The 21,146-nt window shown below is 71.2% G+C and carries 24 protein-coding genes; 12 read left to right on the top strand and 12 right to left on the bottom strand.

Annotated elements, in window-relative coordinates; genetic code table 11:
• Positions 1–36 precede the first annotated feature (36 nt).
• Positions 37–849 carry an IclR family transcriptional regulator gene (locus tag ACWV17_RS01910; protein ID WP_455352206.1) on the bottom strand — a complete coding sequence of 271 codons (813 nt, stop codon included), beginning with the start codon at positions 847–849 and terminating at the stop codon, positions 37–39.
• 328 nt (positions 850–1,177) lie between these two features.
• On the opposite strand from ACWV17_RS01910, the gene allB reads away from it, so the two are divergent.
• Both allB and alc read left to right on the top strand, forming a co-directional pair.
• Entirely contained in the window at positions 1,178–2,524 is a 1,347-nt protein-coding gene (gene allB, locus ACWV17_RS01905) for an allantoinase AllB (RefSeq protein ID WP_455352207.1), read from the top strand.
• Positions 2,525–2,526: 2 nt separating this feature from the next.
• Positions 2,527–3,642 carry an allantoicase gene (alc, locus tag ACWV17_RS01900; protein ID WP_455358202.1) on the top strand — a complete coding sequence of 372 codons (1,116 nt, stop codon included), beginning with the start codon at positions 2,527–2,529 and terminating at the stop codon, positions 3,640–3,642.
• A gap of 147 nt (positions 3,643–3,789) precedes the next feature.
• Here alc and ACWV17_RS01895 read toward each other — a convergent pair whose 3' ends face one another.
• From ACWV17_RS01895 to ACWV17_RS01880, 4 genes are all read right to left on the bottom strand, one after another.
• Complete coding sequence (locus ACWV17_RS01895) at positions 3,790–4,284, bottom strand: hypothetical protein (RefSeq protein WP_455358201.1); 495 nt, start codon at positions 4,282–4,284, stop codon at positions 3,790–3,792.
• 234 nt (positions 4,285–4,518) lie between these two features.
• Entirely contained in the window at positions 4,519–4,989 is a 471-nt protein-coding gene (locus tag ACWV17_RS01890; protein WP_455358200.1) for a DUF5959 family protein, read from the bottom strand.
• A gap of 222 nt (positions 4,990–5,211) precedes the next feature.
• On the bottom strand, positions 5,212–5,451 hold the full coding sequence (locus ACWV17_RS01885) for a hypothetical protein (RefSeq protein WP_455358199.1): 240 nt from the start codon (positions 5,449–5,451) through the stop codon (positions 5,212–5,214).
• Positions 5,448–5,681, bottom strand: a complete 234-nt coding sequence (locus tag ACWV17_RS01880) for a hypothetical protein (protein ID WP_455358198.1) — start codon at positions 5,679–5,681, stop codon at positions 5,448–5,450. Before ACWV17_RS01880 ends, ACWV17_RS01885 begins: the two co-directional genes overlap by 4 nt.
• A gap of 79 nt (positions 5,682–5,760) precedes the next feature.
• On the opposite strand from ACWV17_RS01880, the gene ACWV17_RS01875 reads away from it, so the two are divergent.
• Positions 5,761–6,591, top strand: a complete 831-nt coding sequence (locus tag ACWV17_RS01875; protein ID WP_455358197.1) for a helix-turn-helix domain-containing protein — start codon at positions 5,761–5,763, stop codon at positions 6,589–6,591.
• A complete protein-coding gene (locus ACWV17_RS01870) occupies positions 6,588–6,794 on the top strand; it encodes a DUF397 domain-containing protein (protein WP_455352223.1) in 207 nt (68 codons plus the stop codon). Before ACWV17_RS01875 ends, ACWV17_RS01870 begins: the two co-directional genes overlap by 4 nt.
• 3 nt (positions 6,795–6,797) lie before the next feature.
• On the opposite strand, the gene ACWV17_RS01865 is transcribed toward ACWV17_RS01870, so the two are convergent.
• Positions 6,798–7,538, bottom strand: a complete 741-nt coding sequence (locus ACWV17_RS01865) for an SDR family oxidoreductase (protein ID WP_455358196.1) — start codon at positions 7,536–7,538, stop codon at positions 6,798–6,800.
• 232 nt (positions 7,539–7,770) lie between these two features.
• Here ACWV17_RS01865 and ACWV17_RS01860 point away from each other — a divergent pair, with 232 nt between their 5' ends.
• Positions 7,771–9,063, top strand: a complete 1,293-nt coding sequence (locus ACWV17_RS01860; protein WP_455358195.1) for a hypothetical protein — start codon at positions 7,771–7,773, stop codon at positions 9,061–9,063.
• 28 nt (positions 9,064–9,091) lie between these two features.
• Here the strand turns inward: ACWV17_RS01860 and ACWV17_RS01855 are convergent, their stop codons facing one another.
• Together ACWV17_RS01855 and ACWV17_RS01850 are read right to left on the bottom strand one after the other, a co-directional pair.
• Complete coding sequence (locus tag ACWV17_RS01855; RefSeq protein WP_455358194.1) at positions 9,092–9,379, bottom strand: hypothetical protein; 288 nt, start codon at positions 9,377–9,379, stop codon at positions 9,092–9,094.
• Positions 9,380–9,476: 97 nt separating this feature from the next.
• Entirely contained in the window at positions 9,477–11,345 is a 1,869-nt protein-coding gene (locus ACWV17_RS01850) for a transglycosylase domain-containing protein (protein ID WP_455358355.1), read from the bottom strand.
• Positions 11,346–12,167: 822 nt separating this feature from the next.
• Here ACWV17_RS01850 and ACWV17_RS01845 point away from each other — a divergent pair.
• Positions 12,168–13,106, top strand: coding sequence for a DMT family transporter (locus tag ACWV17_RS01845; RefSeq protein ID WP_455358193.1), 939 nt, complete (start codon positions 12,168–12,170; stop codon positions 13,104–13,106).
• A gap of 29 nt (positions 13,107–13,135) precedes the next feature.
• Complete coding sequence (locus tag ACWV17_RS01840) at positions 13,136–13,522, top strand: hypothetical protein (protein WP_455358192.1); 387 nt, start codon at positions 13,136–13,138, stop codon at positions 13,520–13,522.
• A gap of 73 nt (positions 13,523–13,595) precedes the next feature.
• On the opposite strand, the gene ACWV17_RS01835 is transcribed toward ACWV17_RS01840, so the two are convergent.
• On the bottom strand, positions 13,596–14,600 hold the full coding sequence (locus ACWV17_RS01835) for a Gfo/Idh/MocA family protein (RefSeq protein ID WP_455352229.1): 1,005 nt from the start codon (positions 14,598–14,600) through the stop codon (positions 13,596–13,598).
• 146 nt (positions 14,601–14,746) lie between these two features.
• On the opposite strand from ACWV17_RS01835, the gene ACWV17_RS01830 reads away from it, so the two are divergent.
• The 4 genes from ACWV17_RS01830 to ACWV17_RS01815 all read left to right on the top strand — a co-directional run bounded on the left by ACWV17_RS01830 (position 14,747) and on the right by ACWV17_RS01815 (position 18,346).
• Complete coding sequence (locus ACWV17_RS01830) at positions 14,747–15,466, top strand: GntR family transcriptional regulator (protein WP_455358354.1); 720 nt, start codon at positions 14,747–14,749, stop codon at positions 15,464–15,466.
• A 75-nt stretch (positions 15,467–15,541) separates the two neighbouring features.
• Positions 15,542–16,696: an ROK family glucokinase gene (locus ACWV17_RS01825; RefSeq protein WP_455352230.1), complete on the top strand. Its 1,155-nt coding sequence runs from the start codon at positions 15,542–15,544 to the stop codon at positions 16,694–16,696.
• Positions 16,693–17,268: a hypothetical protein gene (locus ACWV17_RS01820; protein ID WP_455352231.1), complete on the top strand. Its 576-nt coding sequence runs from the start codon at positions 16,693–16,695 to the stop codon at positions 17,266–17,268. Before ACWV17_RS01825 ends, ACWV17_RS01820 begins: the two co-directional genes overlap by 4 nt.
• 223 nt (positions 17,269–17,491) lie before the next feature.
• Positions 17,492–18,346, top strand: coding sequence for a CAP domain-containing protein (locus ACWV17_RS01815; RefSeq protein ID WP_455358191.1), 855 nt, complete (start codon positions 17,492–17,494; stop codon positions 18,344–18,346).
• A gap of 22 nt (positions 18,347–18,368) precedes the next feature.
• Here the strand turns inward: ACWV17_RS01815 and ACWV17_RS01810 are convergent, their stop codons facing one another.
• From ACWV17_RS01810 to ACWV17_RS01800, 3 genes are read right to left on the bottom strand one after another with little or no spacing between them, the layout of a single operon-like run.
• Entirely contained in the window at positions 18,369–19,679 is a 1,311-nt protein-coding gene (locus ACWV17_RS01810) for an ATP-binding protein (protein WP_455358190.1), read from the bottom strand.
• Positions 19,676–20,365, bottom strand: coding sequence for a response regulator transcription factor (locus tag ACWV17_RS01805; protein ID WP_455358189.1), 690 nt, complete (start codon positions 20,363–20,365; stop codon positions 19,676–19,678). The genes ACWV17_RS01810 and ACWV17_RS01805 overlap by 4 nt, the downstream gene beginning before the upstream one ends.
• 53 nt (positions 20,366–20,418) lie before the next feature.
• Complete coding sequence (locus tag ACWV17_RS01800; protein WP_455358188.1) at positions 20,419–20,766, bottom strand: hypothetical protein; 348 nt, start codon at positions 20,764–20,766, stop codon at positions 20,419–20,421.
• Between ACWV17_RS01800 and ACWV17_RS01795 the strand changes: the two genes are divergently transcribed.
• On the top strand, positions 20,759–20,980 hold the full coding sequence (locus tag ACWV17_RS01795; RefSeq protein ID WP_455358187.1) for a hypothetical protein: 222 nt from the start codon (positions 20,759–20,761) through the stop codon (positions 20,978–20,980). The two genes, ACWV17_RS01800 and ACWV17_RS01795, sit on opposite strands and share 8 nt — an antisense overlap.
• The last annotated feature ends 166 nt before the right edge of the window (positions 20,981–21,146 follow it).

Below are 21,146 nucleotides of genomic sequence, written 5' to 3'. Positions count from 1 at the left end.
CCGTATCCGTAACAGTCGGCCGGGCTCAGGCCGGGCTCAGGCCGGGTTCTGGTTGGAGAGCGCCACCGACAGCTCGGCCGCCACGCCCTGGAGGATCGGCACGATCCGCTCGGTCACGGCCTCGGTGACCCGGCCCGCCGGGCCGGAGATCGAGATCGCCGCCGCGGTCGGGGAGTCGGGTACCGGGACCGCCAGACAGCGGACCCCGATCTCCTGCTCGCTGTCGTCGACCGCGTAGCCGGCCTTGCGTACCTGCTCCAGCGCGTCGAGGAAGCCCTCGGGCGTCGTGATGGTCTTCTCGGTGGCGGCCGGCATCCCGGTGCGGGCCAGCAGCGCCCGTACCTCGTCGGCGGGCGTGTGCGCGAGCAGCGCCTTGCCCACCCCGGTGGAGTGCGGCAGCACCCGGCGGCCCACCTCGGTGAACATCCGCATGGAGTGCTTGGAGGGCACCTGCGCGACGTAGACGATCTCGTCGCCGTCGAGCAGTGCCATGTTCGCGGTCTCGCCGGTCTCCTCGACCAGGCGCGCGAGGTACGGCCGGGCCCAGGTGCCCAGCAGCCGCGACGCGGACTCGCCGAGCCGGATCAGGCGGGGGCCGAGCGAGTACCGGCGGTTGGGCTGCTGTCGTACGTAACCGCAGGCCACCAGCGTGCGCATCAGGCGGTGGATCGTGGGCAGGGGCAGTCCACTGGCGGTGGAGAGCTCGCTGAGCCCGACCTCACCGCCGGCGTCGGCCATCCGCTCGAGAAGGTCGAAGGCGCGCTCGAGGGACTGGACTCCGCCGCTGGCGGCGGCGGGCTTGGAGGCGGCGACATCGGTGAAGGCGTCGTTGGCGCTGGACGTCGGCACGGCGCGGTCCTTTCGGTGCTGGCAGGCAAGCAAGCAGCCTACCGGTCGGTTCTGGGCTCGCCATAGCGCCCGGATGAGCCGTCCTGGCCGGTCAGAGAGGGTTTGTCCGGGTGGTGGCGGGCTCGGGAAGGTGTCGGTGACGCTCCTCGTGGTGATAGCTACGTTCTGTAGAGTGAAATTCTAATTCCATTCTGTGGAAACCTCCAATGGTGGGGCCGCCGGGACGGCTGCCGGCCTGGTCACTCTTGACGCGTCCTCGCTGGAGGTGAAGACTCGTTCAACAGAACGTTGAAATTTCGCTCTGCGGAATGAGGAAGAGGAGGGGCGGGTGTCCGACGTGCAACTGGTACTGCGCTCGACGCGTGTCATCACTCCCGAGGGGACGCGGGCCGCATCGGTCGCCGTCGCCGACGGGAAGATCGCGGCGGTGCTGCCGTACGAGGCCGAGCTGCCGGCCGGGGCCCGGCTGGAGGACTTCGGGGACGACGTACTGCTCCCCGGCCTCGTCGACACCCATGTCCATGTGAACGACCCGGGCCGCACCGAGTGGGAGGGCTTCTGGACCGCCACCCGCGCCGCGGCGGCCGGCGGTATCACCACCCTCCTGGACATGCCGCTCAACTCCCTTCCACCGACCACCACGGCGGACCACCTCGCCACCAAGCAGGACGTCGCGCGCCCCAAGGCGCACATCGACGTCGGCTTCTGGGGCGGCGCCATCCCGTCCAACGTCAAGGACCTGCGGCCGCTGCACGACGCCGGGGTCTTCGGCTTCAAGTGCTTCCTGTCGCCGTCCGGCGTCGAGGAGTTCCCCGAGCTGAACCAGGAACAGCTCGCCCAGTCCATGGCCGAGATCACCGGCTTCGGCGGCCTGCTGATCGTGCACGCCGAGGACCCGCACCACCTGGATTCCGCCCCGCAGCAGGACGGTCCCAAGTACGCCGACTTCCTCGCCTCCCGGCCGCGCGACGCCGAGAACACCGCGATCGAGGGCCTCATCGCGCACGCCAAGCGGCTCGGCGCCCGCGTCCACGTGCTGCACCTGTCCTCGTCCGACGCGCTGCCGCTGATCGCCGCCGCCAAGCGCGAGGGCGTGAAGATCTCCGTCGAGTCCTGCCCGCACTTCCTCACCCTCACCGCCGAGGAAGTCCCGGACGGCGCCACCGAGTTCAAGTGCTGCCCGCCGATCCGCGAGGCCGAGAACCAGGACGCGCTGTGGCAGGGCCTCATCGACGGCACGATCGACTGCATCGTCTCCGACCACTCGCCGTGCACGCCGGAGCTCAAGCGCTTCGACACCGGCGACTTCGCCGCCGCCTGGGGCGGCATCTCCTCCCTCCAGCTGGGCCTCCCGGCGATCTGGACCGAGGCCCGCAGGCGCGGCCGCTCGCTCGAGGACGTCGTCCGCTGGATGTCGGCCGCCCCCGCCGCGCTGGCCGGGCTGTCGCAGAAGGGCGCCATCGAGGCCGGCCGCGACGCCGACTTCGCGGTCCTCGCGCCCGACGAGACCTTCACCGTGGACCCCGCGGAACTCTTCCACCGCAACCAGGTCACGGCGTACGCGGGCAAGACCCTGCACGGCGTCGTGAAGTCCACCTGGCTGCGCGGCGAGCGCATCGCGGACCACGGCACCCTCACCGAGCCCACCGGCCGACTTCTCGAAAGGCAGAACTGACTGTGACGGCGCTTCCCTCCTTCACCGGTAACGCGAATCCGTACGGGGGCGGCGACCCGTACGCCGACTACCGCACCGCGGACTTCCCGTTCACCAGCTACGCCAACCTCGCCGACCGTCAGCTGGGTGCCGGTGTCATCGCCGCCAACGACGAGTTCTTCGCCCAGCGCGAGAACCTGCTGGTCCCCGAGGCCGCCGAGTTCGACCCCGAGCACTTCGGCCACAAGGGCAAGATCATGGACGGCTGGGAGACCCGCCGCCGCCGCGGCGTCTCCGCCGAGCAGCCCTGGCCGACCGCCGAGGACCACGACTGGGCGCTGGTACGCCTGGGCGCCCCCGGCGTGATCCGCGGCATCGTCGTCGACACCGCCCACTTCCGCGGCAACATGCCGCAGGCCGTCTCCATCGAGGGCACCTCCGTCGAGGGCGCCCCGACGCCCGAGGAGCTCCTCGCAGGCGACGTGAAGTGGACGACCCTCGTCCCGCGCACCGCCGTCGGCGGCCACGCGGCCAACGGCTTCGAGGTCACCGCCGAGCAGCGCTTCACGCACCTGCGCGTCAACCAGCACCCCGACGGCGGTATCGCCCGCCTGCGGGTCTACGGCGAGGTCGTACCGGACCCCAAGTGGCTCGCCGCGCTGGGCTCCTTCGACGTCGTCGCGCTGGAGAACGGCGGCTCGGTCCAGGACGCGTCCAACCGCTTCTACTCGCCGCCCACCAACACCATCAACCCGGGCCGCTCCCGCAAGATGGACGACGGCTGGGAGACCGCCCGCCGCCGCGACCAGGGCAACGACTGGATCCGCTACCAGCTCGTCGCCGAGTCCGAGATCCGCGCCGTCGAGATCGACACCGCGTACCTCAAGGGCAACTCGGCCGGCTGGGCGTCCCTCTCCGTCAAGACCGGCGAGGACGGCGAGTGGACGGAGTTCCTGCCGCGCACCCGCCTGCAGCCCGACACCAGCCACCGCTTCCTGCTGGACACCCCGGCGGTCGGCACCCACGTCCGGATCGACATCTTCCCGGACGGCGGCTTCTCGCGTCTGCGCCTGTACGGCTCGCTGACCGAGCAGGGCACGGCGGCGCTGACGGCCCGTCACCAGGAACTGGGCGGCTGACGCCCCTCCTGAAGCACAGACCCGGGCGGAGCGACACCCGCCCGTGACCCAGGGACGCACCGGAAGACAGCGCCGGCGCGTCCCCGGAACCCAGTGGGGCGCACCGGCGCTGTCGCGCCGGTGCGCCCCACGCGTTGTGTATCGAGGTCAGTCCATGTAGATCCGCTTGGCAACCACTTGACCGGCTGCCGCAGCAAGGCCGTACATCCGCGCGAGACGTGCCGTGTCGTCGATGATTCCCCGGATGACCCAGTCCGGGAGCGACCCGCCGTTCAGCCTGGTCAGCTCTTCCCGGTTCGCCTCGATCATCGCGCGTATATCAACTCCCCGCAGGAAATCGGCCGCCTCACGCACGCCGTCCTGAGGAAGCATCAGGATGGCCTCCGGATGGTCACCGACATACCCGAGGAGTACTCCTCCCATGACGGGCATGTCCCCGACCGGTCCGTTCCCGCTGTACCGACCGTTGAGCACTGTCCCCACCGCCCGCCACTCCTCGGCCAGGTCACAGAGGACCCCCTCGGAGGCTTCCGCACCGTAGATCGTGTTGTCCAGCGTCGCCCCGAACCCGTGCTCCACGGCCGCAAGGCCTTCCGCGACAACTGACGGGTCAAGTCTCCGCATCCGCAGCGAAACGCCCATGGTGCGTAATCTCTCCTTGCTTACGACGGGACGTGCACAGGCCAGGCCCGAGTTCGAATCACACCGGCAGCCGGTCCGGCCACCACCGCGGGCACGCTTTCCGGTGGACAGGTGGAGACCGGGTACTGAACTTGAACTCGTGATGTCGGCCAGACCAGTTGGTCTGGCTGATGGGCGTGCCACCGTCGGCGACGAAGATAGCGGCTTGACTCCCGATGGCCGTGCCGTAGGCGCTCAGTTCCTACGGTCCGGACTCCACTCGTAGGCCATGGGAGCAGTCTCGATGACCTCGCTTGGCCAGACCTGCCGAAGTCGGTCCAGTCGGACTCGGTGGTCCTGGATCCAGTCATCCTGCGGCTGGATCCAGACGAGAGTGGAGAGCCGGTCGGGGTCGTGGATCGTCACGCACATGGACCGATCCTCGTTGAGCCGAATGCCGAGCTCCAAACCCCGGCCGCCGCCGATTCCCGCCTCACCCCCGGGAACCAGCCCTTCAAGCTCGTGTTCCCAGGCGGAGATATCCCGCTGGAAGAGGTAGAGCTCAAGGCGTGCATCGAGGAAGCTGGTGGACACCAGGACATCGGCGCGCAGAGTGTCATGACCGGTCAGAACGCCGTGCTGATAACGCCCAGTGACGCGAACGATGCACCGGTTGCCGTCTCCGTCTGCCAGGTGAATCAGGTCGACTGGTTCCGGCTCTCCCACAGTGCGCCTCCGCATGGCCTAGCTGGTCCAAGTAGCGTGCATCCTCTCTCAGCGGGTGCGCGCGGACGCAGGAGGACCCCATCAAACGTTCGACGCGGTCAGCGGTTCAGGACCAGACGTTGTGGTCAGTGTCCCGCCGCCCTCGGTGCGGCGGGACACGACGCACGTGCGGGGTTCGCTGCAAAGCCAGTTGCGGCTCGTGACGATGACGACCGACTTGCCTCAGCAGGACCCGGGCGGCCGGCCGCACGTCGACGAGCTGGCCGCGTTGGCCGCCGCCACGCGTGCGCTCAGCCGCTCCGCCGGGGTTGCCACCCGTACCCGGTCCGGGGCGGCGTCCCACTCGCGGCCGCCGCCGAGCGGCCGCAGTTGGAGGTACGGGCCTTCGGCGCCCATGACTTCGCCGACGCGGGATCGCTGCTCGTCGACGACGACCGTCCCGGGCCGAGGTGCCGCGTTCACCGCGCCGCGTCCCCCGTCAGTGCCCTCGCGAGCCGGCGGGCCGTGTCGAGGTTGCACCGGCCCAGCTCGACCAGCGGCCGGGGCGTGAGGGTGGAGGTGCACGACGCGAGGTCGGTGCCGAGGGACGGCAGGGTGATGCCGCGGGCGGCGAGAGCCTCGCTCAGCTCCCGTACGGCGTCAGCGGCGGCGTCGAGCGGATCCGTGTTCCTGTTCCTGATGTCATCGTTCATGCTCACAGCGTGACGGTGTGCGGCTACGCTCAGTAGGGGGATCGTCCCAGCAAGTGCTCTGCGTGGAGGGGGCGTTGGCATGACCCAGCCCAGGAACACAGATCCGTACACCGACCCGAGGGCGTTCTACGGCTCGGAACTGCGCCGCCTGCGCGAGGCCGGTGGCCTCTCGCAGGATCAGCTCGGGGAACGGGTCTTCTGCTCCGGCACCTACATCGGGCAGCTGGAAGCGGCGACTCGCCGGCCTCAGCTGGACCTGTCGAGACTGTTCGACGAGGTGCTGGGGACCGGTGAGCACCTTCAGCGGCTGTGCCGCCTCGCCCGCAAATCGAAAGTTGCGGACTACTTCGCCGACGCGGCGGAGTTGGAGCAGCAGGCGAAGACGATCAGTGAGTACGCGCCGGTGCTGGTGCCGGGGCTGTTGCAGACGGAGGCGTATGCGCGGGCCATCACCCGAACCGCGACCCCGTTCGCGTCGCAGGAGTCCGTGGAGGAGCGCGTGCGTGCCCGCCTGGACCGGCAGCGGATTCTCGACGACCCAGCACACCCCGTGTTGTGGGCGATTCTCCATGAGGCGGTGCTCCGGGCGCCGATGGGCGGCCGCGCGTCCATGTCCGAACAGCTGCTGCACATGGCGGAGTTGGCGCAGCGGCCCCGGGTGGTGGTGCAGGTGCTGACCTTCGCCGGCATGGCCGAGGCGTTCATCCACAGCATGGCCTCGATCATGTCCTTCGACGACGCACCGACCGTCGTGTACACGGAGGGTGCGGGCAGCGGACAGCTCATCGAAGATCCGGCCCTGGTCGAGACCTGCCTGAGGTCATACGATCTGGCCAGGGCCGTCGCACTGTCACCGTCGGCGTCCCTGGCCCTGATCCATTCGCTGGCGAAGGACTACGCGAACCCATGAGCACCACACACGATCTGAGCCGAGCCGTCTGGCGCAAGTCGTCCTACAGCGACGGTACAGGCGGCAGTTGCGTCGAGGTTGCCGACAACTGCCCCGGCGTCATGCCCGTCCGGGACAGCAAGGACCCCGGCGGCCCGGCGCTGGTTCTCCGGGCCGCCGGCTGGGCATCCTTCGTCACCGCCGTCAAGGACGGCACTCTCTAAGGGTTACGCCGCGTGGCCTCCGTCCACCGCGAACTCCGCTCCGGTGATGTACGCCGCCTCGTCGCCCGCCAGGAACGCGACCAGCGCGGCCACCTCGTCCGCGCCGCCGAAGCGGCCCAGGACGGTCAGTGCCGTCTGCGCCTGCGCGTACGGGCCGTCCGCCGGGTTCATGTCCGTGTCGACCGGGCCCGGGTGGACGATGTTCGCCGTGATGCCGCGCTCGCCCAGCTCCCGGGCCAGCGCCTTCGTCAGACCGATCAGCGCGGACTTGCTCATCGCGTACAGCGTCCCGCCGGGTCCCGGCACCCGCTGGGTCATGCAGCTGCCGATGGTGACGATCCGGCCGCCGCGCCCCAGCCGGGCGGCCGCCGCCTGTGAGGCGAGGAACACTCCGCGCACGTTGACCGCCAGTACGCGGTCGACGTCGGTCCGGCCGAGACCGTGCAGCGGGCCGAGGACGCCGACGCCCGCGTTGTTGACGAGGATGTCGAGCCGCCCCAGCCCGTCGGCGGCCCGCCGTACCGCGTCGGCCACCGCGTCCGCGTCCCCGGAGTCGGCGCGGATCGCGATGCCGCGCCGGCCCGTCGCCTCGATCTTCCGGACGACGTCCCGGGCGGCGTCCTCGCCGCTGACGTAGGTGACGGCGACGTCCGCCCCGTCCTGGGCGAGCCGCAGCGCCGTCGCGGCGCCGATGCCGCGGCTGCCCCCGGTGACCAGTGCTGTCCTGCCTGTCAGTCCAGACATTTCGAAGCCTCTTCCCGTTCCGTGGAGGTGTGTGGGTACGGCTCCAGCAAAGCCGCGCGCTGCGCGCTGTGCTGGCGGGAAACGGACGACGAACCGGTGTGGCGGTCGTCACGGGAAACCCAGAAGTCCCTGTGACATCCGACCGCCCGCGATTCCTCTGCCGACGAACGGCGTATATTCGGACAAGCGCGTTGTGGGGACACGCGTTCGTCATCTGGGGGGAGCAATTTCCATGGCACGCAGTGATCGCGCCCGCGCCCGTGCGCGCGCTCGTAAGCGCGCCCGCATCCGTATGGGCATCGCCGCGGTGGTGCTCATCGTGGCCGGTGTCGCGCTCACGCGGGTGCCCGGTTTCGGCGGCGACGAGGACGCGAAGGCGGGCGTCCCGGCCGGCAAGGACGGGGCCAAGGCGCAGGAGCACGGCGCGGTCAAGTTCAAGGAAGAGCCCTGGGACGGCAAGGTCGAGGTCCTGGGTGACGGGTCGACCTCGTACACCGGGCCGCAGCCGAACCAGCTCAAGCCGGAACGCCTCAAGCCGGGCCAGAAGCCCCCGCAGTTCGTCGTCTTCTCCTGGGACGGCGCGCTGGAGGGCGACGACCAGACCTTCTCCCGCTTCCGGAAGGTGGCCAGGGAGAGCAAGGCGCGGATGACGTTCTTCCTCACCGGCATCTACCTGCTGCCGAAGTCGAAGGCGAACCTCTACGACCCGCCGCAGCACGACCGGGGCTCCGCCGCGATCTCGTACCCCACCGACGAGCACATCCAGACCACCCTGGAACAGCTCGGCGGCGCCTGGAAGGAGGGCAACGAGATCGGCTCGCACTTCAACGGCCACTTCTGCGGGCCCAAGGGCGGCGGCGAGTGGAGCGCCGCGGAGTGGAAGAGCGAGATCGAGCAGACGTACGGGTTCGTCAAGAAGTGGAAGACGAACACGGGGATGACCGATCTCCCGCCGCTGCCCTTCGACCCGGACCGGGAGACCGTCGGCGGCCGCGCCCCCTGCCTGGAGGGGCAGAAGACCCTCATACCTGCGAGCAAGGAGTTCGGCTGGCGGTACGACGCCAGCTCCTCGGGCGACTTCCAGATCTGGCCGTCCAAGATCGACGGCATCTGGAACTTCCCGCTCCAGCTCCTGCCCTACCCGGGCAAGGAACTCCAGGTCCTCGCCATGGACTTCAACTTCCTCTACAACCAGTCCAAGGGCGAGACGGACGGCGACCCGGCGATGCACGACGCCTGGCGGAAGGAGACCCGGGACGCCTACATGAACGGCTTCGAGCGGGTCTACAACGGAAGCCGCGCACCGCTGTTCATCGGCAACCACTTCGAGAACTGGAACGGCGGCATCTACATGGACGCCGTCGAGGACGTCATACGCGACGTGTGCCCGCGTTCCGACGTCAAGTGCGTCTCCTTCCAGGAACTGGCCGACTGGCTGGACGCCCAGGACCCCCAGGTCCTGGCGAACCTCCGCGGTCTCGACCCCGCCCAGTCACCGGACTGGAAGACCGTCGTCGTCGACTAGGGGGCCGGACGCCCCCTAGCGCGGCCCGTCAGCCCTCCATCGCGGCATCGCACTGGGCGCAGACGAGCCGGGCATCCTGTGGCGCGTACCAAGCCGAACCGGGATGCTCCGCGGCCTGCGAGGGAGCCGCATCCATGGCGAACGTGTCCCTGCCGCAGAGGGTGCGCGGCCCCGGAGCCGCGGACACAGGAGCGGCAGGGGCGGCGTGCACCCGGAGGACCGGCCGCTCCCCGACCGGTGACGTGCCTGACGTGCCGGTGACGGATCGCGCTGTACGCGGCTGATCGAGCTCGTACATCACGAAGATCTCGCTCATGTTCCGACGGTAGGCCGATACGGCGGATCACGCAGGGGGACGGCGGGGCAGGGGCGGGCCGGCCCGCCCCTCGCCACGACGCCCGCCGACCGACCCGTCAGCGCCCCTGTGGGGGCGCCGGCTGCATGTGCTCCTTCCAGATCTGCAACGGCAGCGATGCGGGAGACGGGGCTCCCGGGCCGCCCAGGCCCTTGAGGGGCAGCAGTTCCAGCTTCCTGAGGTCCGTCCGGTACAGCACCACGGCCGTGGACTCCTGCGCGGTGTAGCCCACGAACCACGCCGCCGTGTCGTCCGCGGTGGTGCCCGTCTTGCCGGCCGCATCGGGGCCCACCGACCGCGCCGCCTTCCCGCTGCCCTCCTGGATCGACTCCTGGAGCGCGTCGGTGACCTGCCCGGCCACATCCGCCCGCAGCGCACGCACGGCGCGCGGCTTCGGCAGGTCGAGCGGCTCGCCGTTGCGGGTGACCTTGACCACCGAGTACGGCTCGGTGTGCATGCCCTTGGAGGCGAAGGTTCCGTACGCCGTGGCCATCCGGATGGCGCTGGGCTTGGAGTTGCCGACCGCGAAGCCCGGCACCGAGGGCCCGAAGCTGGACGGCAGCAGGCCGCTGGCCTTCGCCGTGCGCCGGACCCGGTCCAGGCCGACGTCCATGCCGAGCTGGAGGAAGGGCGTGTTCACCGAGTTGGCCATCGCCTTGTGCAGGCTGATCGCGCTGCCCCAGGACTTCTCCCCGTCGTTGTCGCCCTTGACCACCTTGCCGGCCCGGTCCCAGTACGGGCCCTCGGGCGTGCGGAGCGCCACATCGTGGTTGCCGTTGTACAGCGAGTCGGGGGACACCGGTACGCGGGGCGCGCCCCGCTCCTTCTGGACGCCGTCCCCCAGCGCCGCGGCGTAGACGAAGGGGGTGAACGCCGAACCGGCGGGCACGGTCACCGCGTTGGCCTCGTTGAACCCCTGCTTGAGGTAGTCCGGCCCGCCGTAGACCGCGAGGATCCGGCCGTCCGGTGCGACGGAGGCGGCGCCGGTCTTCACGAACTGGTCGGTGGGGCGCTTCTTCGGGTCGAACCCGGCGCGCACCTTCTCGACCGCCTTGGTGAGCGATTCGACCTTGGACTTCTCGAACGTGGTGTGGATCTGGTAGCCGCCGAGGTCGAAGTCGGCGTCGGAGATCTCGCCGTTCTTCGAGATGTAGTCCTTGGCCAGTTCGACGAGATAGCCCTGCTGGCCGCTCAGGGTGGTCTGCCCGCCGCCGGTCTTCTTGAGTTCCGGGAACTTCTTGTACGTGGCGCGCTCGGCGGGGGTGAGCTTGCCGATCTGGACCATGCGGTCCAGCGTCCATGACCACCGCTCGACGGCCCGCTCGCGGTTCTCCGCGCTCAGGGCCGGGTCGTAGAGGCCGGCGCCCTTGAGGAGGGAGGCGAGGAAGGCGCCCTCGCTGGCGTTCAGCTGCGAGACCTCCTTGCCGTAGTACGCCTGCGCCGCGCGCTGGATTCCGTACGTACCGCGGCCGAACCAGCTGGTGTTGAGGTACCCCTCGAGGATCTCCTCCTTGCTCAGCCGGCTGTCGAGCTTCACCGCGAGCAGCACCTCGGTGAACTTACGGGAGAACGTCCGGTCCTGGTTGAGGTAGGCGTTCTTGATGTACTGCTGCGTGATGGTCGAACCGCCCTGCGTGTCGCCACCGCCGGCCATCTTGCCGACCGCGCGCGCGATGCCCGAGGGGGAGATACCGGGGTCGGAGTAGAAGCTCGCGTTCTCGGCGGCGAGCACGGCCCACTGCACGTCCTCGGGCACCTGGTCGAGCGGCATCTCCTGGCGGCTGACCCAGCCGGTCCTGGCCATCTTCGTGCCGTCGGCCCAGTAGTAGACGTTGTCCTGCTGGGTGGCGAAGGAGTTCAGGTCGTCGGGGATGTCGGCCTGCGCGTAGGCGACCGCCACGACGGTCGTCAGGGTTCCGACGGTCATGCCGAAGACGGCGAGGATCTGCCGCAGGGACGGCACCCAGCGCAGCAGCCCGCCCTGCCCCGAGCGCGGGTAGTCCACCTGTCGCCATCCGGACGCCAGCGCGTCGAGCGGCCGGAACTCCCGGAGCCGGCCACTGATCGGGCCGGCGGCTCCGCGGGCGCCGCCCGCCCGGCGGGTGCCGCGGCTGCCGCCGGTACCGCTGGTGCCGCCGCTGCCACGGCTGCCACGGGTACCGCCGTCGTCACGAGTGCCACGGCTGCCACCGGTACCGCGGGTGCCACGGCTGCCGCCGTTGCCGCGGGACCGTCCGGTGCCCCGGCTCTGCCGCGCGGCTCGCGGGGCCGGCTCCTCCGATGCGTCCGACCGGCCCCAGCTCGCCGCATGAGCCGAGCGATCGGAGCTATCGGAGTGATCGGAGTGATCGGAATAACCCGAGTGATCCGCGACACCTGAGGCATCCCCCATGCCTGAAGCGTCCGGAATGCTCGGTATGTTCGGCTGGTTGGCGGGTTTCCCGCGACCACGTCCGCGCTTACCCATGGGCCGCCGCCCCCGTGTTCCCCCGGCCGCCTGCTCTGTGAACAGCCCTGGTGGACATGGTTACCCCCCCAATCACGCCGACCCGGGGGCCGGTACTTCTCTCCCTAGGCATTAACCCTACGTATCGCATCTTGCCCCGATCCATCCGCCCTCGGGTGGAGCGCCCCCTTCCGGTCCGCCCCTCGGAATCCGCTTTCCGTGCCCGCCGCCCCCGGCTACGTTGATCGTTCCGCGTGCGAGCCGCCGACGTCTCCACACCGCCCCACCCCCGTGGAGCCCGCCGTGACCTCCCTCGCCGCCGCCCCCGCGACCGCCGTGCCCCCGCGCCGCGCCTGGCTGACCGATCTGCCCGTGCTGCTGGTGGCCGTGGTATGGGGCGCCAGTTACCTCGCGGCGAAGGGCATCACCACCAGCCACACCGTCATCGCCGTCCTCGTCCTGCGCTTCGGGATCGTACTGCCTGTGCTCGCCGTGGCCTGCCGACGGAAGCTGCGCGCGCTGACCGCGGCCCAGTGGCGTGGCGCGGGCCTGCTGGGACTCGTACTGAGCGGGATCTTCCTGCTGGAGACGTACGGGATCGTCCACACCTCGGCGACCAACGCGGGCCTCATCATCAGCCTCACGATGATCTTCACGCCGCTCGCGGAAGCCGCGGTGACCCGAGTACGGCCGCCCCGCGCCTTCCTGGCCGCCGCCGGTCTCTCCGTCGTCGGCGTGGTCCTGCTGACCCAGGCCGGTGGCTTCACCACCCCGTCCACCGGCGATCTGCTGATGCTGCTGGCCGCGCTCGCCCGTACCGCGCACGTGCTGTTCATGGCCCGCATCAAGGCCGTGCGGACCGCCGGCGAGGCGGACTCGCTGTCCCTGACGACCATCCAGCTCGGCGCGGCGGTCGCGGTGTTCGCCGTCCTTGCCGCGACCCCGGCCGGCGGGGCGACGCCCTGGTCGGTGGCGGCCGGCTTCGGCGTCCGGGAATGGGCCGGGCTGGTCTTCCTCTCCGTCTTCTGCACCCTCTTCGCCTTCTTCGTGCAGTTGTGGGCGATCCGCCGTACCTCGCCCTCCCGCGTCAGCCTGCTGCTCGGCACCGAGCCGCTGTGGGCGGCGGGGGTCGGCATCGCGCTCGGCGGCGAACGCCTGGGCCCGGTGGGGCTGCTGGGGGCCGTCCTGGTGCTGGCCGGGGCCACCTGGGGCCGCCGCGCGGCCGACCGGGCCGCTTGCTAGGTTCGGTCTCGCCGGCCGAGGGGGAGTGCATGCGTTCGCTGACGTACGACATCGAGTTCCGCAGGCGTGCCAAGCGCACGCAGGTCTGGGGCTTCGGACTGCTGTCGGGCGCCGCGCTGCTGTGGCTGTGGACCGCGATTCTGTTGCTCGCGCCGTACGAGGTGGAGAGGGAGCGGTACAGCTCCACGGAGTGCGAGTCACGGTTCTTCACGGACGACGCGACGGCCAACAGGGGCGCGTACAACGGCAGTACGTGCGCGGCTGAGCGGGACTGGCCCGAAGTCCTCGGCGTCCTCGGTCTGTCCGTACCGCTCGGGGTCGTCGGCGCGGTCCTCTACACCAGCGGCAGCGTCAGCAACCGGATGAGCGAGCACGCCGCCGAGATCACCCGCCTCAACGAGGCCGCGACCCGCTGACGCGGAACCAGCCGACGCGGAACCCGCGCGATGCTCGCGGCCCAGCAGTAACCACACAAAAACGCGTCAGCGGCTACGCGTCCGGGATCTCCGCCAGCCGCACCGGGCGGTGTTCCCGCCGGGACAGCTCGCACGCCTCCGCGATCCGCAGCGCGTGCAGCGCCTCGCGGCCGTCGCAGGGATTGGGGCCCTCGCCCCGCACGAGCCGGACGAACGCGTCGAGCTCGGCCTCGTACGCGGGCGCGAAGCGCTCCAGGAAGCCCGGCCACGGCTTGGTCGCGGCCGGCGGCCCCTGCGGTTCGGTCGAGGTGATCGGCGTCCGGTCGTCGAGCCCCACCGACACCTGGTCGAGCTCGCCGGCCAGCTCCATCCGTACGTCGTACCCGGCGCCGTTGCACCGGGTGGCCGTCGCGGTGGCCAGCGTCCCGTCGTCCAGCGTGAGGACGGCCGCGGCCGTGTCGACGTCGCCCGCCTCGCGGAACATCGCCGGCCCGCGGTCCGAGCCGGTCGCGTACACCTCGGTCACCTCCCGCCCGGTCACCCAGCGCAGGATGTCGAAGTCATGGACCAGGCAGTCCCGGTAGAGCCCGCCGGACAGCGGCAGATACGCGGCCGCCGGCGGCGCCGGATCGGACGTCATGGCGCGCACGGTGTGCAGCCGGCCGAGCCGTCCCGACCGTACGAGCTCGCGGGCCGCCCGGTAGCCGGCGTCGAAGCGGCGCATGAAACCCAGCTGCAGAATGCCGTCCGCCGCCGCCACCTCCCGGAGCGCGCCCAGCGTCCCCGCCAGATCCGTCGCGATCGGCTTCTCGCAGAAGGTCGGCAGACCCGCGCGCGCGGCCCGGCCGATCAGCTCGCCGTGCGCGGACGTGGCGGAGGTGATCACCACGGCGTCCACGCCCCACGAGAAGATCTCGTCCACCGAGGGCGCGGCGGTGGCGCCGAGCCGGTCCGCGACGGCGATCGCCCGTGCGGCATCGGCGTCGGCGAGGAGGAGGGCACCCGCCTCACGGTGACGGCTGAGTACGGCGGCGTGGAAGGAGCCGATGCGGCCCGTCCCGATCAGTCCGATGCGCATGGTCACAAGGTGAACCTCGCTGGTCAGCCTGTCAATGCGTTTGTTCTGACAATCGGACCTCCGGACTTCCTGTGGTCTTTACGTGGGACTACGCTCACACCGTGTCCAAACAACTGACGGACTCCACGGTGTCCCTTCAGCTGAGCGTGGACCGCACCAGCCCGGTCCCGCTCTATTTCCAGCTGTCCCAGCAGCTCGAGGCGGCCATCGAGAAGGGCCGGCTCTCCCCGGGCAGCCTCCTCGGCAACGAGATCGACCTCGCCGGCCGGCTCGGCCTGTCCCGGCCCACCGTCCGGCAGGCCATCCAGTCCCTCGTCGACAAGGGCCTGCTGGTGCGCCGCCGGGGCGTCGGCACCCAGGTGGTGCACAGCCAGGTCAGGCGGCCGCTGGAGCTGAGCAGCCTGTACGACGACCTGGAGGCGGCGGGCCGGCGGCCGGCCACCCGGGTCCTGCGCAACGCCGTCGAACCGGCGACCGCCGAGGTCGCGGCGGCCCTCGGCGTACCGGAGGGCAGCGACGTCCACCTGGTCGAGCGGCTGCGGCTGGCCCACGACGAGCCGATGGCCCGGCTGCGCAACCACCTGCCCGCCGGTCTGCTGCCGCTCGCCACCGAGCAGCTCGAAGCCACCGGCCTGTACCGGTTGATGCGCGGCGCCGGGATCACCCTGCACAGCGCCCGGCAGTCGGTCGGGGCCCGCGCGGCCACCGCGGAGGAGGGCGAGCAGTTCGGCGAGCCGGCGGGCGCGCCGCTGCTGACCATGCAGCGGACCACGTACGACGACACCGGGCAGGTGGTCGAGTTCGGCTCGCACATCTACCGGGCCTCCCGGTACGCCTTCGAGTTCCAGCTGCTGGTGCGCCCCTGAGCGCGACAGCGGCTGGCCGCCGAGGGCAGGTGGCAGAATCGGCCACGGCAACCGCGCAGAAGGGCCGCACGCGACATGAGCACGTACCGGGATTTCGCCCTCGCGCACCGCGGGGCCGCGCGGGCCACCGTACTGCGGACCGTCGGCACGCGTGAGCGGCGCTCGCACCTGAGCGCTCCCCGCGTCCCCACCGTCGGGATCGACATCGGCGGTACGAAGGTGATGGCCGGCGTCGTCGACGCCGACGGGATCATCCTGGAGAAGATCCGCACCGAGACGCCGGACAAGTCCAAGAGCCCCAAGGTCGTCGAGGACACCATCGTCGAGCTGGTCCTGGACCTCTCCGACCGCCACGACGTGCACGCCGTCGGCATCGGCGCGGCCGGCTGGGTCGACGCCGACCGGTCCCGGGTCCTGTTCGCCCCGCATCTCGCCTGGCGCGACGAGCCGCTGCGGGACGCCCTGGCGGCGCGGCTCGCCGTCCCCGTCATGGTCGACAACGACGCCAACACCGCGGCCTGGGCGGAATGGCGCTTCGGCGCAGGCCGCGGCGAGGACCACCTCGTCATGATCACCCTGGGTACCGGCATCGGCGGCGCGATCCTGGAGGACGGGCAGGTCAAGCGCGGTAAGTACGGGGTGGCCGGTGAGTTCGGCCACATGCAGGTCGTCCCCGGCGGCCACCGCTGCCCGTGCGGCAACCGCGGCTGCTGGGAGCAGTACAGCTCCGGCAACGCCCTCGTCCGCGAGGCCCGCGAGCTCGCCGCCGCCGACTCCCCGGTCGCGTACAACATCATCGACCGGGTCGGCGGCAACGTCTCCGAGATCACCGGACCGCTGATCACCGAACTGGCCCGCGAGGGCGACGCCATGTGCGTCGAGCTGTTCCAGGACATCGGCCAGTGGCTCGGCGTCGGCATCGCCAACCTCGCCGCCGCCCTCGACCCGTCCTGCTTTGTGATCGGCGGAGGGGTCAGCGCCGCCGACGACCTGCTGATCGGGCCCGCCCGCGACGCCTTCCGCCGGCACCTCACCGGCCGCGGCTACCGCCCCGAGGCACGGATCGCCAAGGCCCAGCTCGGCCCGGATGCGGGTATGGTCGGCGCGGCCGACCTGGCCCGGCTGGTGGCACGCCGCTTCCGGCGGGCCAACCGCCGCCGCGTCGAGCGTTACGAGCGCTACGCGCAGGCCAACCGAACCACCCGTACCACCCAGGGATCCCAGTCATGACGGTACTCAGCCAGTCGCCGCCCGCGGACCGGAGCGGCGGCAGGCCGCCGGAGGACCGGCGGCACATGATCATGCGCCGCTGGGTCACCGCGGTCATCATCGTGCTGCTGATCGGCATCCCGGCCGGCTATCTGCTGATCTCCGCCGAACAGAGCCGCGACAGCGGCCGCGACAAGGCACGGAAGGCCTCCGCCACCGGGCTGACCCTCGCCTGGCCGTCCAAGGTGCAGCGCAGCATCTACGAGGTGCCGATACCCGACACAGCCCGGGGCGTCGCCCACTACGAGACGAACAACTGGAAGACCAGCAGGCTGTACGTCCAGTTCAAGACGAACAACTCCGACCTCGACGCCTTCCTGAAGAACGTGGGCACCAGCCGTGCCGCGCTGAAGGAGGGGGTGGCCATCAGCGGGCGCGACACCGCCGTCGTCGGCTGGAAGTTCCTGCCCGGGCACGTGTGGTGGGGCACGACGCACACACAGAAGGACCCGCAGCCGAGCCTGGACATCACCGTCGACTTCTCCGACCTGTTCGCGCCACGGGTGTACCTGGTCTCCACCGCGAACCCCTGAGCCGTCGGAGACTCGGTCGGAGACCGGGGCGGGGATCCGGTCGGAGATCTTTTCGGAGCCTCAAGGCTTTCTTATGGCTTCTTGAAGAAGCCCGTCAGGGCGGCCTCGCGAGGCCGGGTCGGGCATACGCTCTCGCCAACCCCCCACGAGTCCCGGCGGGCGCGGTCGCGCCTGCCGGGATTCCCCGTGCTCGACCGACTTCTCCTTTCGAGGTGTTGTACGCATGAGTTCCCGCCGATCGGCTCGTTCGCAGTCCCGCTCCCATGCCCGTCCCAAGGGCGGCCTGCGCTCGCGCAACGTCCTACTGGCGCTGGGCGTGATCACCGTCACGGCAGGTGTCGGAGGCGTGGTCGCCGCGGGCGCGGGGGACCAGGGCGGCAAGAGCGACAGCGTGGAGACCGCCGCTGCCGATGAGATATCCGGTCCGTCGGGCGGGCCCGGCGCGGCGGGCAGCGCGTCGCCGCTCGCCTCGCCCTCCGCCGTGCCGAGCGGGACGGCGTCGCCGAGCGCGAGCGCCACGGCCTCCGCCACGCCGAAGCGGACGGCGAGCCCGTCGGCCGCCCCGACGGCCAAGGCGAAGACGAAGGCGACGACGGGCAGGAGTGGCACCGGCACGTCCGGCGGGGGCACCCGGCCGGCGCCGGGCGGCGGCTCTGGCGGGTCCGGCGGCTCCGGCGGTGGCGGCGGGTCCTCGGACGGTGTCGAGGGTCAGGTCGTCGCGCTGGTCAACAAGGAGCGTGCGGCCGCCGGCTGCTCGCCGGTGACGTCGAACGCCAAGCTGACCAGGGCCGCGGACAACTACAGCGACGTCATGGCCGCCAGCGGCGTCATGTCGCACACCGGCCCCGACGGCTCCACCATGACCAGCCGGGTCGAGGCCGCCGGGTACGTCTGGTCCACGCTCGGCGAGAACATAGCCCGGGGCCAGGCGGATGCCGCCGCGGTGATGAACTCGTGGATGAACAGCCCGGGCCACCGCGCGAACATACTCAACTGTGCCTTCAAGGAGATAGGCGTCGGCGTGCACGCCGGAGACGGCGGCCCGTGGTGGACGCAGAACTTCGGCGCGAGCCGGTAGGCCCGCCCGTCCGCCCCCGGCTCTAGAGGCTGCCCTCGACGCCCGCCAGCCCGAACGCCACCCGCACCCGCGCCCCTCCCATCGGGGCGCGGGTGATCTGCAGGTCCCCGGCGGCCGCGCGGGCGGCGCGGGCCACGATGTCGAGGCCGAGGCCGGTGGAACCGCCGACGCTGACGCCGCGCGTGAGGGCGGCGTCCGGGTCCGCGACGCCGGGCCCCGCGTCGTCCACCGTCAGCAGCACCTGCCATTCCGTGCGCTCCACCCGGACGGCGAAGGCCGTGCCCTGCGGGGTGTGCCGGAACACATTGCCGACCAGGGCGTCGACCACGGCGGCCAGGTCGTCCTCCGGAAACGGTACGGGTGTCGGGCGCGGGGTGAAGAAGCGTTCGTACGGCCGGTCCTGCTGGCCGGCGAGCACCGACCAGAAGTCGAGCCGCAGCGCGACCACTTCGGTCGCCTCGCACGGCTTCGCGCGTGCCGCCCCGCCGGCCTGGCCCGCGGCCAGCGGAGTACGGGCCGCCGTGATGATCGAGTCCAGTTCGCTCTCCAGCTGCGCCACCGCCTCGGTGATCCGCCGGGCGCGGGGCGATCCGCCCATCAGGTCCGCCTCCAGGTACAGCGCGGTGAGCGGGGTCCTGAGCCGGTGCGAGAGGTCGGCGACCAGCTCCCGTTCGATCGCCAGCAGTTCCACGACCCGGTCGGCCATGGTGTTGAACGCGACACCGGCTTCCTGCAGTTCCGGCGGGCCGTCCGGTTCCACCCGTACGTCGAGGTCCCCCGAACCCAGCGCGAGCGAGGCACGCTTGAGGCTGCGGGAGGAGCGCACCACCCGGGCGCCCAGCCGGTCGGCGACCAGGACCGAGCCGCTGACCAGGCCCAGTGCCAGCAGCGCCATGACACCCCAGGAGGCCCCCACCCCCCGGGTCAGGTCCGTGCCGGGCACGTACGCCTCGACGACCGCGACCCGGTCCTCGGCGAGGACGACGGGCTGGAGGTAGACCCATCCGCCGGCGGTGTCCATGGCCAGCGTCTCCCGGTTGTCGACCGCCCGCTCCAGCATCTGCGGGGGCGCGTGCAACGTACCGACGAGCCCGCCGTCCGGGAGCCGTACGGCCAGTTGGTCCTCCGAACCCAGGCCCGCCACCGCCTGCTGGACGTCGGCGGGCCTGGTGGTCAGGGCGAGGACCGGCGAGAGCGCGGCCGCGCGCTGTTCGGCGGCGGTGGTCACCCGGTCCCGGGCCTGTTCGCGCACCAGCAGGGCGAGCGGGATCAGGAAGGACAGCGCGACCATCAGCGTCGCGGCGAACGCGATCCCGGCGAGGGCACGTCTCATGGGCGGGTGACCAGTTTGATCCCGATACCGCGCACGGTGTGCAGGTACCGCGGATGCCCGGCCCGGTCGCCCAGTTTCCTGCGCAGTGCCGAGAGATGGACGTCGACCGTCTGGTCCTCCAGGTACGGCTGCTGCCACACCTCGGCGAGTATGCGCCGGCGCGATATGACCTCGTCCGCGTTGGCCGCGAGGTAGGCGAGCAGGTCGAACTCGCGCCGGGTGAGGGTCAGTTCACGGTCCCCGAGGTGCGCGGTGCGGGCCGGCGGATCGATCCGGAGGTCGCCGACGCGCACGACCGGCCGCCGGTTCCGGTCGTCCACCGCCGGGACGGACCGCCGCAGTACGGCCGCGATCCGGGCGACGAGCTGGCCGCCGGAGAAGGGCTTGACCATGTAGTCGTCGGCACCCGCGTTGAGGAGCCGGATGGTCTCCGTGTCGTCGTCGCGCGCCGTGGCGACCAGCACCGGAACCCGTGAGATGCCCCGGATCATCCGCAGCACGTCGAGCCCGTCCAGGTCGGGCAGTCCGAGGTCGAGCACCACGATGTCGGGCGGGGTCTGTGTGATCTCGCGCAGCGCCTCGAAACCCTGGTGAGCGGTTTTCACCGCGTACCCGTGACCGGTGAGGATCTCGATCAGCGCGGCCCGGATGACAGGGTCGTCCTCGACGACAAGTACGGAGGCCATGGGCAGGCACGTTAGCGCGTCCGCCACTATGGTGCCGTGTCCCGGATCCTGCGTTACCTGCTCATCTGGCTGTCGTGCACGGGAGCCAGCGTCACGGCCGTCATGATCACGGTCCATTTCGTGGTGGGATCGACCAGGCCGACCGCTCCGGTCGCGCAGTCGGCGCCGACGGCCTTCGCCGCCTCTTCCCGGCCCTCGGCGACGGTCCGCCCCAGCCCCTCGGCGAGCCCCGAGCCGAGCAAGTCCCGGCCCAGACCCGCTCCGACGCCGACCAGGACGACGGTGAAGCCCCGCCCGCCGACGCCGGCTCCCGCGGCCCGGACGACGCCGCCCGGGACCGACGAGCCGTCCCCGGCGAAGCCGTCCCAGGGCTGCGAGGAAGGAGGCTCGGGCGTGCACACCGTCCCGTCCCAGGGCGGCAGGGCCACCGTGCGCTACGGCAGCGGCGGCGTGTGCCTGATCTCGGCGGTGCCCAGCCAGGGCTTTACGGCGAGCACCACGCAGAGCTCGCCGGAGACGCTGACCGTGACGTTCGCCGCCGACCGGCACCGCTCGGAAATCACGGCGACGACGGTCCCGGTGGACCGGGCGACGGTGCGCGAGACGTCCTTCTAGCCGCCGGGGCGGTCCCGAGGACGCGCCCGTCCTGATCCGTACGCGTCCCGCAAGAACCGCGCCTACCTTGCGCGGCGCGGCATCTGCTGCACCATCCCGGAGAGGGATGAGTACCCGCTCCGTCGTGCCCCGCTCTTTGCCGCTTGCCACGTCCGTGTCGCCCACC

It is taken from the genome of Streptomyces mabaensis (assembly GCF_053763515.1).
Note: the sequence above shows the minus strand (reverse complement) of the source record. Positions and strands in the feature narration are given on the sequence as shown.

Coding starts and splice junctions, on each gene's coding strand:
- ACWV17_RS01880 (WP_455358198.1), bottom strand. CDS start 5,681: ATGAACGATGACATCAGGAACAGGAACACGGATCCGCTCGACGCCGCC.
- ACWV17_RS01860 (WP_455358195.1), top strand. CDS start 7,771: ATGGCACGCAGTGATCGCGCCCGCGCCCGTGCGCGCGCTCGTAAGCGC.
- ACWV17_RS01895 (WP_455358201.1), bottom strand. CDS start 4,284: ATGGGCGTTTCGCTGCGGATGCGGAGACTTGACCCGTCAGTTGTCGCG.
- ACWV17_RS01815 (WP_455358191.1), top strand. CDS start 17,492: ATGAGTTCCCGCCGATCGGCTCGTTCGCAGTCCCGCTCCCATGCCCGT.
- ACWV17_RS01840 (WP_455358192.1), top strand. CDS start 13,136: ATGCGTTCGCTGACGTACGACATCGAGTTCCGCAGGCGTGCCAAGCGC.
- ACWV17_RS01835 (WP_455352229.1), bottom strand. CDS start 14,600: ATGCGCATCGGACTGATCGGGACGGGCCGCATCGGCTCCTTCCACGCC.
- ACWV17_RS01810 (WP_455358190.1), bottom strand. CDS start 19,679: ATGAGACGTGCCCTCGCCGGGATCGCGTTCGCCGCGACGCTGATGGTC.
- ACWV17_RS01855 (WP_455358194.1), bottom strand. CDS start 9,379: ATGAGCGAGATCTTCGTGATGTACGAGCTCGATCAGCCGCGTACAGCG.
- ACWV17_RS01820 (WP_455352231.1), top strand. CDS start 16,693: ATGACGGTACTCAGCCAGTCGCCGCCCGCGGACCGGAGCGGCGGCAGG.
- ACWV17_RS01875 (WP_455358197.1), top strand. CDS start 5,761: ATGACCCAGCCCAGGAACACAGATCCGTACACCGACCCGAGGGCGTTC.
- ACWV17_RS01865 (WP_455358196.1), bottom strand. CDS start 7,538: ATGTCTGGACTGACAGGCAGGACAGCACTGGTCACCGGGGGCAGCCGC.
- ACWV17_RS01805 (WP_455358189.1), bottom strand. CDS start 20,365: ATGGCCTCCGTACTTGTCGTCGAGGACGACCCTGTCATCCGGGCCGCG.
- ACWV17_RS01870 (WP_455352223.1), top strand. CDS start 6,588: ATGAGCACCACACACGATCTGAGCCGAGCCGTCTGGCGCAAGTCGTCC.
- ACWV17_RS01850 (WP_455358355.1), bottom strand. CDS start 11,345: ATGACCGTCGGAACCCTGACGACCGTCGTGGCGGTCGCCTACGCGCAG.
- ACWV17_RS01825 (WP_455352230.1), top strand. CDS start 15,542: ATGAGCACGTACCGGGATTTCGCCCTCGCGCACCGCGGGGCCGCGCGG.